This window comes from Rhodoferax sp. AJA081-3, assembly GCF_017798165.1.
Taxonomy (GTDB): Bacteria; Pseudomonadota; Gammaproteobacteria; order Burkholderiales; family Burkholderiaceae_C; genus Allorhodoferax.
The window spans coordinates 4080106-4092396 of the sequence record NZ_CP059068.1; the positions used below are offsets into that span (position 1 = coordinate 4080106).

At 60.2% G+C, this 12291-nt stretch carries 12 protein-coding genes and 1 pseudogene; 7 read left to right on the forward strand and 6 right to left on the reverse strand.

The annotated features are described in order from the left end of the window. Positions 1-35: 35 nt before the first annotated feature. The 3 genes from HZ993_RS19195 to mpl form a co-directional block, all read right to left on the reverse strand. Positions 36-1268: a hypothetical protein gene (locus tag HZ993_RS19195; RefSeq protein WP_209394310.1), complete on the reverse strand. Its 1233-nt coding sequence runs from the start codon at positions 1266-1268 to the stop codon at positions 36-38. Between the two features lie 74 nt (positions 1269-1342). Continuing rightward, positions 1343-3277 (reverse strand): acyl CoA:acetate/3-ketoacid CoA transferase, encoded by a 1935-nt coding sequence (locus HZ993_RS19200; protein WP_209394311.1) that lies wholly within the window; start codon positions 3275-3277, stop codon positions 1343-1345. A gap of 98 nt (positions 3278-3375) precedes the next feature. Continuing rightward, on the reverse strand, positions 3376-4869 hold the full coding sequence (gene mpl, locus HZ993_RS19205) for a UDP-N-acetylmuramate:L-alanyl-gamma-D-glutamyl-meso-diaminopimelate ligase (RefSeq protein WP_209394312.1): 1494 nt from the start codon (positions 4867-4869) through the stop codon (positions 3376-3378). A 136-nt stretch (positions 4870-5005) separates the two neighbouring features. Between mpl and HZ993_RS19210 the strand changes: the two genes are divergently transcribed. The 6 genes and pseudogenes from HZ993_RS19210 to HZ993_RS25120 form a co-directional block, all read left to right on the forward strand. Then, positions 5006-5599, forward strand: coding sequence for a hypothetical protein (locus HZ993_RS19210; RefSeq protein WP_209394313.1), 594 nt, complete (start codon positions 5006-5008; stop codon positions 5597-5599). After that, positions 5596-6171 (forward strand): TlpA disulfide reductase family protein, encoded by a 576-nt coding sequence (locus tag HZ993_RS19215; protein WP_209394314.1) that lies wholly within the window; start codon positions 5596-5598, stop codon positions 6169-6171. Before HZ993_RS19210 ends, HZ993_RS19215 begins: the two co-directional genes overlap by 4 nt. Before the next feature lie 170 nt (positions 6172-6341). Next, positions 6342-6806: an acetyl-CoA carboxylase biotin carboxyl carrier protein gene (gene accB / locus HZ993_RS19220; RefSeq protein WP_209394315.1), complete on the forward strand. Its 465-nt coding sequence runs from the start codon at positions 6342-6344 to the stop codon at positions 6804-6806. A 24-nt stretch (positions 6807-6830) separates the two neighbouring features. Beyond that, positions 6831-8180, forward strand: coding sequence for an acetyl-CoA carboxylase biotin carboxylase subunit (gene accC / locus HZ993_RS19225; protein WP_209394316.1), 1350 nt, complete (start codon positions 6831-6833; stop codon positions 8178-8180). Between the two features lie 11 nt (positions 8181-8191). Further along, positions 8192-9070, forward strand: coding sequence for a 50S ribosomal protein L11 methyltransferase (gene prmA, locus HZ993_RS19230; RefSeq protein WP_209394317.1), 879 nt, complete (start codon positions 8192-8194; stop codon positions 9068-9070). 33 nt (positions 9071-9103) lie between these two features. Then, positions 9104-9208 (forward strand): annotated as a pseudogene (locus HZ993_RS25120) (zinc-ribbon domain-containing protein); the annotation flags it as partial. An 82-nt stretch (positions 9209-9290) separates the two neighbouring features. On the opposite strand, the gene HZ993_RS24675 reads toward HZ993_RS25120, so the two are convergent. Continuing rightward, on the reverse strand, positions 9291-9437 hold the full coding sequence (locus HZ993_RS24675; RefSeq protein ID WP_245213693.1) for a hypothetical protein: 147 nt from the start codon (positions 9435-9437) through the stop codon (positions 9291-9293). Between the two features lie 140 nt (positions 9438-9577). Between HZ993_RS24675 and HZ993_RS24680 the strand changes: the two genes are divergently transcribed. After that, positions 9578-10330, forward strand: coding sequence for a DUF3426 domain-containing protein (locus tag HZ993_RS24680; RefSeq protein WP_245213694.1), 753 nt, complete (start codon positions 9578-9580; stop codon positions 10328-10330). 52 nt (positions 10331-10382) lie between these two features. Here the strand turns inward: HZ993_RS24680 and HZ993_RS19240 are convergent, their stop codons facing one another. Both HZ993_RS19240 and HZ993_RS19245 read right to left on the reverse strand, forming a co-directional pair. Then, positions 10383-10898 (reverse strand): histone H1-like DNA-binding protein, encoded by a 516-nt coding sequence (locus HZ993_RS19240; RefSeq protein ID WP_245213695.1) that lies wholly within the window; start codon positions 10896-10898, stop codon positions 10383-10385. A 168-nt stretch (positions 10899-11066) separates the two neighbouring features. After that, the gene (locus HZ993_RS19245; RefSeq protein WP_209394320.1) at positions 11067-12200 is read right to left on the reverse strand and encodes a ribonucleotide-diphosphate reductase subunit beta; all 1134 of its coding nucleotides are present in this window, start codon (positions 12198-12200) and stop codon (positions 11067-11069) included. Positions 12201-12291 lie beyond the last annotated feature (91 nt).

The window sequence follows — 12291 nt, forward strand, 5'->3', positions numbered from 1 at the left end:
GAAGAGGGTTGGGCCCCCGTGGGGGCTCCATTGTTTTACTGAGAGTTGATATTGGTGCCGTTTTGGCCCACTGCCACGTATTGGGAGAAACCGCTGATCGCAGCATGCAAATCGGCCGTGGTGCCCGTGGTGCGGGTGGTCCATGCCGAGGTGCCACTGGCGCTGGTTAATACTGTGCCACCCACACCAGTTACCAAAACCTGGTTGGTGGCGGTGCTGATGCCCAACAGGTTGGCGCTGGAGCCCGAGGCCTGGGATACCCAGGTCACGCCGTTGTCGGTGCTGGTGAGAATGGTGCCGCCATTACCTGCGGCCACAAAGGTGTAGCTGGTGAAGGCCTGCACCGCAACGGCATTGAGATCGGCTGTTGTGCCAGAAGCCACCAAGGTCCAGTTGGTTGCATCGGTGCTGGTCATCAGGGTGCCGTCTGCACCCACTGCCATCCAGACACCGCTACCGGAGTAGGCCACGCCGTACAGGTTTTTGGTGGTTGGCACCGTGCCGTTTGCCCAGGTGATGCCGTCTGACGAGGTGCGCAGCGTGCCGTTGTTACCGACCGCAACCGCCAGTGCGCCATTGCTGGCGACGGCATTCAGTGTTTCCGTGGTGTTGGATGTGGCGGTGGTCCAGTTCGACATGTCCGTGCCGTAACGGATACTGCCGTTGGCACCCACCACAATAAATTTGCCCAAGGCGTACAACGCGGCACGCATGTCGGTACTGGCAGCTGCAGGCAGGCCGGACCAGGTGATGCCGTCTTTGCTGCGGTAGGTGCTGCCGGCGTCACCCACGGCAAAGTAGTAACCCGTCAGATCAGCAGCCGTGCCGTAGGTGATGCTGCGGATGGTGTTGCTGCCCAGGGTGGTGCCGGCTTTCCAGGTTTCACCAGCGGGCCGCGGCACGATAGCGACCGTGGGGCTGCCCGGGCCACCGGGGCCATCACCATTGCGGCCGTTAACGGTGAAGTAATAGGTGAAGCCGTTTGCCAGGCCCGTCACCACGTAGGGGGAGGTGACGTCCAATACGGCGCGGCTACCCGGTACATTGATCCAGTCCGTGGTGGTGATGGTTTTGTTGGGTGCATAAAACAGCCAGTACTTCACGCCAGGCGCCATGGACCAGGTGATGGTTGCAGTGCCGTCGCCCGGCGTCACGGTGATGCCACCAGCAGGCGCTGGGGCAGAACTGCCGCCGCTGCCACCACAGGCAGAAACCAGCACGGCAACCATCAGAGTGGCAAGTGACTGGCGCAGGGAAGAGAAGAGCATGAAGAACCACCTAGAAGAAGTAGAGCGCCGATTTTACAAGTGCCGGCGTCCCTTGCCTGGCATGCCAGGGTTCTTTACCCGCCAACTTCCAGTCGGGCTTTCAGGAATCCGCCAGTGCCATACCGGGTGACACGGCTGTAGAAGCGGTCACTCAGGCGTTTGACCATGGCCGAATAGGCGTCGATCAGCGGCGGCAGTATGCTGCAGTTATCGTAGTTCACCACCACGGCGACACGCTCACCCAGAGGCGCCAACAGGGTGTTCAGGTGCTGCTCGATATCGCTGATATCGCTGGCCTGGTCTACCGCCAGGCCTTCGAAGTTGATAAACAGCAGGCGGTGTTCGCGGTCCAGTTCAAAACGCTGGGCCAGAGGCGTGGCCAACAGGCGCTCCCGCAGGTCCATGGCGTCGGTCGCAAACAGGGCAGCATCCATGAGTCGCAGGTGCGGGCTGATGGTGGGCATAAAGTCCATCTGGCCCAGCACATCACGCTCCAGGTCCACGCCCGGCGCTATCTCAACCAACTCCATGCTGCCCTGGCCCTTGTCGTCCTTCAGTTGGAAGACACAGCGTTCGGTCACATACAACACACGTTGACCGCGTTTGCAGGCTTCGCGTCCGCTGAAGGTGCGGTGTTCCACCGCCTTCAGGAACTTGCGTGTATCACCCTCGCGGTGGATGTGCAGTCGGCCATCCTGCAGGCGCACATCCAGCCCGCCGGTGGTGAATGTGCCGACCAAGACCACGGTCTTGGCATTCTGGCTGATATTGATGAAACCACCGGCACCGGCCAGGCGGGGGCCGAATTTGCTGACATTCAAATTGCCCTGCGCGTCGGCCTGGGCCAGGCCCAACACCGCAATGTCCAGGCCGCCGCCGTCGTAAAAGTCGAACTGGTTGGGCTGGTCGATCACGGCGTGGGCATTGGTGGCCGCGCCAAAACTCATGCCGCTGGCCGGTATGCCGCCAATCACGCCGGGCTCGGCGGTGAGTGTGACCAGGTCGATGATTTTTTCTTCTGCGGCCACGCTGGCCACGCCTTCGGGCATGCCGATGCCCAGGTTCACCACACTGTTGGGTTTGAGCTCCAGCGCGGCGCGCCGCGCAATCACCTTGCGTTCACACAGCGGCATGGCGGGCAACGAGTCCTGTGGGACGCGGATCTCGCCGGAATAGGCCGGGTTGTATTGCTCAGAAAACGTCTGCATGTGGTGGGCCGGTTCGGTGGCCAGCACCACGGCGTCCACCAGAATACCGGGCACCTTGACCAAACGCGGGTGCAGCGTGCCGCGCTCGGCAATACGCTCGACCTGCGCAATGACAATGCCGCCCGAATTGCGCGCCGCCATGGCAATGGCCAGCGCCTCCAATGTCAGGGCTTCCCGCTCCATCGTCAGGTTGCCATCGGGGTCGGCGGTGGTGGCGCGGATGATTCCGACCGAAATGGGAAACGCCTTGTAAAACAGGTATTCCTTGCCGTCGATCTCCATCAGCCGCACCAGGTCTTCGGTGGTGTAGGCATTGATCTTGCCGCCGCCCCAGCGCGGGTCGACGAATGTATCGATGCCCACATGGGTCAGCGTGCCGGGCTTGCCGGCGGCGATGTCGCGGAAAAGGTGGGCGATCACACCCTGCGGCAGGTTGTAGGCCTCAATGGCATTGGCAATCGCCAACTTTTGCAGCGCCGGCACCAGCCCCCAGTGGCCACCCACAACCCGCTTGACCATGCCAGCGTGGCCCAGGTGGTTGAGCCCGCGGCTGGCACCGTCACCCTGACCGGCGGCGTAGACCAGGGTCAGGTTGCGTGGCGCACCGGTGCCGGTTTCTGCCTCGGCTTCCAGAAAGCGCTGTTCCAACGCGACTGCGACGGTCTCGGCGAAACCGATGCCCACGAAACCGCCGGTGGCCACCGTGTCCCCATCGTGGATCAGGCGCACGGCCTCGGCTGCGCTGACGACCTTGTTGCGTAACGCGCCCTGAGGGGCGGAGTCTTTGAAAAGCAAGTGCATGGCCGGATCCGATCAACAAGGCGGTGAAGCCTGCGATGCTACTGGCACAGACCCGGTGCCGTCTACGCTGTGCTATTACCTACCCATGCTGCTGTCAGCTAGTGGGCCTGTAGCGCCGCGGCCAATTTCAGGTGAATACCGCCAAAGCCCCCGTTGCTCATGCACAGGATGTGGTCGCCGGGCCGCACCTGGGCCAGCACCTGGCGGATGGTGCTGTCCACATCATTTGCCACGCTGGCCCGCTGGCCCATGCTGGACAGGGCCTCTGCGGCGTCCCAGTCCAGGCCACCGGCATGGCAGAAGGCCAGGTCGGCCTCTTCCAGGCTCCAGGGTAGTTGGGACTTGACTGCTCCCAGTTTCATGGTGTTGCTGCGGGGCTCGAACACGGCCAGGATACGTGCCGCGCCCACCTGGCGGCGCAGGCCGTTGATGGTGGTGCGGATGGCGGTGGGGTGGTGGGCGAAGTCGTCGTAGATGGTGACTGTCGATGGTCCCGCATCCGCCGGGGTAGTGCTACCCAGGGTCACGCGGGCCCGCACTTCCATGCGGCGTTTGACATTGACGAAATGGCCCAGGGCCTGGGCCGCCGCGCTGGGCGTTACGCCCACGTGTTCTGCGGCGGCAATGGCGGCCAGGGCGTTCAATTGGTTGTGCACGCCGCTCAGTGACCATTCCACCCGGGCGACCACTTTGCCGCCTTGCAGCACGTCGAAGGCATGGGGCTCACCCACAGCTGTGAAATCACTGACCGTGCTGCCAAAGCTGCGTTGTTCACTCCAGCAGCCCTGGCTCAGCACGCGGGTCAGGCTTTCTTCCAGGCCGTTGACGACGATACGGCCTGTACTGGGCACGGTGCGGACCAGGTGGTGGAACTGGCGCTCGATGGCGGCCAGGTTGTCAAAGATGTCGGCGTGGTCGAATTCCAGGTTGTTCAGCACCGCGGTGCGGGGGCGGTAGTGCACGAACTTGCTGCGTTTGTCGAAGAAGGCGGTGTCGTATTCGTCGGCTTCTATAACAAACAGAGGAGGGTGGCGAGCTGGTACCGGGTTCTGCTCCGTGTCCCCCGCCCGCTTTGCGGGCTCCTCCTTTACCTGCGCAGAACCCGGTGCCAGCTCGCCACCCAGGCGCGCTGAGATGCCGAAATTCAGGGGGACGCCGCCTACCAGGAAGCCGGGTTGTAAGCCTGCACTCTCCAGTATCCACGTCAACATGGCTGTCGTGGTTGTCTTACCGTGGGTGCCTGCAACTGCCAAAACATGGCGGCCCTGCAGCACATGTTCGGCCAGCCACTGGGGGCCGCTGGTGTAGGGTGCGCCCGCATCCAGGATGGCTTCCATCAGCGGATAACGGGGGCTGCCGTCGGCCAGGCGGGCCCGGCTGACTACGTTGCCGATGACAAACATATCAGGCTTGAGCGCCATCTGGTCCGTGCCATAACCTTCGATCAACTCGATGCCCAGGGCGCGCAACTGGTCGCTCATGGGGGGGTAGACGCCCGTGTCGCAGCCGGTAACGCGGTGGCCCGCCTCGCGCGCCAGCGCGGCCAAGCCGCCCATAAAAGTACCGCAAATGCCCAGAATGTGAATATGCATGGCAGCATTCTATCGGGAGGTTGTAAGCGTTTTGTGCCTCTAGCCCCCGTGCAGGCTCCCTAAGTTGCTATCAAAATTGAAGCGGCCAAAGACTGTCCGGCTGCACGGGACAAACATCCGGGGGCACAATGCGGCCATGGATGCATTGAAAGAAGAACTGGCCGCCGTTGCCGCGCGTATGGTTGTGGAGGAAGGCTTGGAATACGGGGCCGCCAAGCGCCGAGCCATCAAACAGATGGGCTTGCCCGCGCGCACCGCGTTACCGGACAACACACAGCTGGACACGGCAGTAGAAGAATACATCTCCATCTTTTGTGCCGACACCCAGCCTGCCGAATTGCAGGCCCTGCGTGAACTGGCGGTGGAGTGGATGGAGCGCCTGGAGCAGTTTCGCCCCCATATCGGCGGTGCGGTCTGGCACGGAACGGCCACACGCCGTTCTGATATTTACCTGCAATTGTTTTGTGATGACTCCAAATCGGCGGAAATCGGTTTGATAGACATGCAGGTGCGCTACGAGCCGCGTTCGGTCACCGGCTTCCACGGCGAGACCGTGGATGCACTCAGTGTGCAGGCCTACTGCGCTGCGCTGGGTGAACATGTGGGCCTCCATCTGCTGGTCTACGACTTTGACGACCTGCGCGGAGCCCTGCGTGCGGATGCGCGGGGGCGACGGCCGCGGGGTGATGCGACGGCACTGCGCGGGCTGTTGCAGGGTGGTGCGCCATGACCGCACCCGATTCCAATCCTGCAAGCACCACTGATCCTCAGGGTACGCCGAACCGCCGTCTGTTGTTAGGAGGGACTGCCGCTGGCGCGGCGCTGTTGGGCTTGGGTGTAGCGTGGTGGCGGGCTCCAGTACCCGAGGCTCTGCCTCCCGCCGAGCCGGTCGAGGGGTTTTGGTCCATGCAATGGGATACACCGCAAGCTGGCAAGTTATCCATGCAGTCGTTGCGTGGGCGCCCACTACTGCTGAATTTTTGGGCAACCTGGTGCGCGCCCTGTGTGGAGGAACTGCCGCTTATTAATGACTTCTACCGTCAAAATAAAGGCAAAGGCTGGCAAGTGCTGGGCTTGGCGGTCGATAAATTGACGCCCGTGCAGAGTTTTCTGAAAAAAATGCCGCTGGATTTTCCGGTGGGCATGGCCGGGCTGGCCGGTGCGGAACTGGGTCGGGGCCTGGGCAATGTGGCAGGTGGGCTGCCGTTTTCCGTCGTATTGGGTGCCAGCGGTACGGTGCTCTACCGCAAGATGGGGCGCCTGCACCCATCGGATCTGGCTGAGGTGCTTAGTCTAAAATGACCGGCTAAACGGGTAGTCGGGGCGGGGAGCGGGTGGTTCTTGTCCGCTGAATAGGCATTCACTTTCTGTGATTTTGCATGGCGTTGTCGGTGGATAAAAAGATTTATCGACAAATCAAGCTTTTTTGCTGTAAATTCGCCCCCTACTGAATAACGGTTGTTGGAGATGACATGGATTTACGCAAACTCAAAACCCTGATCGACCTGGTATCGGACTCCAATGTGTCGGAGCTCGAAATCACCGAGGCCGAGGGCAAGGTCCGCATCGTCAAGGGCGGTGGCGCTGTGGTTCACAGCTATGCACCTGCTCCAGTCTACGCACAACAAGCCCAGGCGCCAGCCCCCGCCGCGCCCAATGGTGCTGCACCAGCTGCCGCACCCGTGGTGGCAGATGTTGCTGCAGGCCACACGGTGAAGTCACCCATGGTGGGCACTTTCTACCGCTCCTCATCTCCCGGCGCCAAGGCATTTGTGGAAATCGGCTCGGTTGTCAAAGAGGGCGAGACCGTCTGCATTATTGAAGCCATGAAGATCCTCAACGAGATCGAGGCTGACAAGTCCGGCACCATCACCCGCATCTTGTGTGAAAACGGCCAGGCGGTTGAATACGGTCAGCCATTGTTTGTCATTGAATAAGCCCGACGGCAAGCAGTCATTCCCATGTTCAAAAAAATCCTGATTGCCAACCGTGGCGAGATTGCGCTGCGAATCCAGCGCGCCTGTCGCGAGTTGGGCGTCAAGGCGGTGATGGTTTACTCCGAAGCCGACCGCGATGCCAAGTACGTCAAACTGGCCGATGAGGCAGTTTGCATAGGCCCCGCCCCTTCGGCGCAAAGTTATCTGAATGTGCCCGCCATTATTTCGGCAGCCGAGGTGACCGATGCAGAAGCCATCCACCCGGGTTACGGGTTCTTGAGCGAAAACGCCGATTTTGCCGAACGGGTAGAGAAAAGCGGCTTCCAGTTCATTGGCCCCACGCCGGAGTCCATCCGCATCATGGGTGACAAGGTGTCGGCCAAGCAGGCCATGATACGTGCCGGCGTACCCTGCGTGCCCGGTTCTGAAGGGGAGTTGCCCGATGACCCGGCCCTGATCCGGCGCATCGCCAAGGCAGTGGGTTACCCCGTCATCATCAAGGCGGCCGGTGGTGGCGGTGGACGCGGCATGCGTGTGGTCCACACCGAGGCAGCCCTGATCAATGCGGTGGCCATGACCAAGGCGGAAGCCGGTGCGGCATTTGGCAACCCAGCGGTCTATATGGAGAAGTTTCTCCAGAACCCACGCCACGTCGAAATCCAGATACTGGCCGACAAACACAAAAATGCGGTCTACCTGGGCGAGCGGGATTGCTCCATGCAACGCCGTCACCAGAAAATTCTGGAAGAGGCGCCAGCACCCGGCATCAACCGCAAGCTGATCGAACGTGTGGGTGAGCGCTGTGTTGCAGCCTGCAAGAAGATTGGTTACCGCGGTGCAGGAACCTTTGAGTTCCTCTACGAAGACGGTGAGTTCTACTTTATCGAGATGAACACACGGGTCCAGGTGGAGCATCCTGTGACCGAGATGGTGACCGGCATCGACATCGTGCGGACCCAGATCATGGTGGCGGCTGGTGAGAAGCTGCCCTTCACCCAGCGCCAGATCGAGGTGCGAGGCCATGCCATCGAGTGCCGCATCAACGCTGAAGATCCGTACAAGTTCACTCCTTCACCGGGTCGCGTGACAACCTGGCATGCACCGGGCGGTCCGGGCGTGCGTGTGGACTCCCACGTGTACACCAACTATTTTGTGCCGCCCAATTACGACTCCATGGTGGGCAAGATCATTGTGCACGGTGATACGCGTGAGCAGGCCATGGCGCGTATGCGCACGGCCCTGGCCGAGACCGTGGTCGAAGGCATCAACACCAACATCCCGCTGCACCGTGAGTTGCTGGTGGACGCCAAATTCATGGACGGCGGCACCAACATCCACTACCTGGAACAGTGGCTGGACCAACGCAAGCGTTGAAGCCCATGGCCATGTTTGAACTCAGCCTGATGTGCCCGGAAGACCGGGTCGAGCAACTGAGCGACGCACTGGATGCGCTGGATGCCTTGAGCGTTAGTGTGGAAGATGCCGACGCGCAGACCGATGCCGAACAGGCCTTGTTCGGTGAGCCTGGAATGCCGGCACCCAAAGAGGGTTGGCAACGTTCCCGTGTCACCGCCCTGTTTGCGGATGAACCCCTGGCGCGTGAAGCGGCCGGGCTGCTGGCAGCGCAAGAATTCTTCGAAGGCTGCCAGATACTGGCCATGGCGCCAGTCCCCGAGCAGGATTGGGTGCGGTTGACGCAGTCGCAGTTCACCCCTGTCGACATCACGCCCGAGTTCTGGATTGTTCCTACCTGGCATGAGCCCCCCGCGGCGGCAAAACAGATCATCCGTCTGGATCCGGGGCTTGCATTTGGTACCGGAACCCATCCCACAACCCGCATGTGTCTGCGCTGGATTGCGACCCATGCGGTGCAGGGCCGCGTATTGGACTACGGTTGTGGATCTGGAATTTTGGCTATTGGTGCAGCAAAATTTGGTGCGACTGAAGTGGTGGCGGTGGACATTGACCCTGCCGCCATTCAGTCTACCGAGTTGAATGCCGTGGCCAATGGCGTCACTCTGTCGGCGGGGATGCCAGAGTGTGCCCAGGGCTTGTATGACACGGTGCTGGCCAATATTCTGGCGACCCCGCTCAAAGTACTGGCGCCATTGTTGTGTGCACACGTGGCACCTGGCGGCAACCTGGTGTTGGCCGGTATCCTGGAGCGCCAGGCCGACGAGCTGATTGCTGCCTATTCCCCGCACTGCCAGTTGGCGGTGGCTGACCGTGAAGACGGCTGGATTTTGATGACCGCCTCCTTCTAAGCGCACACGTCGGGTCTCTACAATGGCGATGACATGAGCCTGATTACCCGATGCCCGGTATGTGCCACGATGTTCAAGGTCGTGCCGGACCAGCTTCGCGTGTCAGATGGCTGGGTGCGGTGTGGTCAGTGCAATGAGGTTTTTGACGCCAATGTCCATTTGCAATCCGGCACCAGCCAGGCGCTAAGCACCTCGCCACCGCAACAGCCGCGGCAAAATCCTATTGAACAGCCGGTGCCACCAGCACCAGCACCAGCACCAGCACCAGCACCAGCACCAGCACCAGCACCAGCACCAGCACCAGCACCAGCACCAGCACCAGCACCAGCACCAGCTCCAGCTCCAGCTCCAGCTCCAGCACCAGCACCAGCTCCAGCTCCAGCTCCAGCTCCAGCTCCAGCTCCAGCTCCAGCTCCAGCTCCAGCTCCAGCTCCAGCTCCAGCTCCAGCTCCAGCTCCAGCTCCAGCTCCAGCTCCAGCTCCAGCTCCAGCTCCAGCGCAGGACAAAGTGGAGAAAGTAGACGTCCATGAGGGACCGGTGTTGGAGCCCTTTTTGGAGGTCAATCCACGGGCTTTGCACATCGAGGACCAGGACATAGCACCCCCGGCGGCTACTTTGCGTGAACAGCGTGATAACTTAGGCCGTGGTGATGCATCCCTTCGCAAGGCACGAAGCAATGCAGTGTCCAAGCCAGCCCCCATGGTGGAGGAGCCAGAGTCCTTATTTGAGGAAAAGCCCCGGCATGCTTTCCTGCACAACGGGCGGACATCTGCTGCGGCGCGGCGGCCCTGGGTGCGCGCGGGGTACGGCTTGCTGTCACTGGTATTGCTCGGGAGTTTGGTCTTGCAGGTCGTCGTGCATGAGCGGGATCGTATTGTTGCGACCGAGCCTGCTGCAAGGCGATTTCTGGAGCCACTGTGTGAAGTGGTGAACTGCAGGATTGCGCCTCTGCTCCAGATCGAAGCCATCGCGATCGATAGTTCGTCTTTTTCCAAAGTGCGTACAGACGTCTACCGTCTGAGCTTTGCGTTGAAGAACTCGGCGCAGACGCCCATTGCAACGCCGGCTGTCGAGTTGACGCTGACAGACATGCAGGATCAGGCCGTGATGCGCAGGGTTTTCACCGCAGCTGATTTCGCCAAACAGCGGATGGTCATCGAACCGGGTGCGGAGCTCTCGGCCACCGTCCCCTTGAGTGTCAAACACGCGGTGGGTCACGAGAAGGTTACCGGCTACCGCTTGTTGTCTTTCTACCCATGAAAAAAGCCCGGGACCTTGCGGTACCGGGCCTTGAGAACCGACGCAAACCTGATTAGGGTTTGTTGGCGGTAGGGAACGGCCATGCGGCCTGCGGGTTCAGAGTGGTCTGGGCAGCAGGCGCAGCGGGTGCCGTCGCTGCTTTGGCAGCGGGTGCTTTCGCGGCTTTCTTCGCAGCCGGCTTTTTGGCTGCCTTTTTAGCGACTGGCTTCTTGGCTACGGCTGCTTTCTTAGCAGGAGCCTTTTTGGCTGCTGCTTTTTTGGCAGGAGCCTTTTTGGCTACTGCTTTCTTAGCAGGAGCCGCCTTCTTCGCTGGGGCAGCCTTTTTAGCGGCTACTTTTTTCGCTGGAGCCTTTTTGGCAGCTGCTTTTTTAGCGGGTGCTGCTTTTTTAGCGGGTGCTGCTTTCTTCGCAGCTACTTTCTTGGCGGCTACCTTTTTAGCGGGAGCGGCCTTCTTCGCGGGGGCTGCTTTTTTAGCAGCTACTTTTTTGGCTGGTGCAGCTTTCTTCGCTGGTGCAGCTTTCTTTGCGGGAGCGGCCTTCTTTGCGGCCGGTTTTTTTGCAGTTGCCATGATTTTCTCCTTGATCAATTTACAAAGAGCACTTCTTGCCAGTTGTTTGCAAGAAGCGATTCATGCGGTTGGGCAGTTGCCCAGCCACATGAACTTGGTGACACCTACCCAGCACAGACTCTGTGGTCTGTTGTTGGATAGATGAAATTCGGAATAACATTTGTTGGTCTAGTCCCAAGACAGTGAGCCGCCCGACTGGTATTCAATGACACGGGTCTCGAAGAAGTTGCGTTCCTTCTTCAGGTCAATCATTTCGCTCATCCAGGGGAAGGGGTTCTCCTCGTTGGGGAACAAGGCTTCCAAACCGATCTGCGTGGCCCGGCGGTTGGCGATGTAGCGCAGATAGCCCTTGAACATGGAGGCATTCATTCCAAGCACACCGCGGGGCATGGTGTCTTCGGCATAACGGTATTCCAGGTCTACCGCTTTTTCGAACAGTCCTTTGATCTCGGCCTTGAACTCTGCGGTCCACAGCTGCGGGTTCTCCAGCTTGAGCTGGTTGATCAGGTCGATGCCGAAGTTGCAGTGCATGGACTCGTCGCGCAGGATGTACTGGTACTGCTCGGCCGCACCGGTCATCTTGTTCTGACGACCCAGTGCCAGGATCTGCGTGAAGCCCACGTAGAAGAACAGACCTTCCATCAGGCAGGCGAACACGATGAGGGACTTCAACAGCGTCTGGTCCGCCTCCGGTGTGCCGGTGTGGAAATTGGGGTTCATGATCGCTTCGATGAAGGGGATCAGGAACTGGTCCTTGTCGCGGATGGACTGGACTTCGTTGTAGGCGTTGAAGATTTCGCTCTCGTCCAAGCCCAGTGACTCCACGATGTACTGGTAGGCATGGGTGTGGATGGCTTCTTCAAACGCCTGGCGCAGCAGGAACTGGCGGCATTCGGGTGCGGTGATGTGGCGGTAGGTGCCCAGCACGATGTTGTTGGCGGCCAGCGAGTCGGCCGTCACAAAAAAACCGAGGTTGCGCTTGATGATGCGGCGCTCGTCTTCGGTCAGACCGTTGGGGTCTTTCCACAGTGCGATGTCGCGGGTCATGTTGACCTCTTGTGGCATCCAGTGGTTGGCGCAACTGGCTAAATATTTTTCCCAGGCCCATTTGTATTTGAAGGGCACTAGCTGGTTCACATCAGTCTGGCCGTTGATGATGCGTTTGTCCGACGCCTTCATGCGTACGGGAACGGGGGACTTTGGGGGAGTGCTTTGCGCCCGCTCGACTGTCGGAGTTTCCGACGGCGTGAACGCAAAACTTGTTAGCGGTGTGGGCTTGACTTCTTCGTCCCAGGTCAACATAAATAATTCCAATCAGCGGATTATGAGAGCAGTGAAATGAAATGAAAAGTAATCATGCACTTCACTGCAAATATGTGTTGCTCAATAGCAT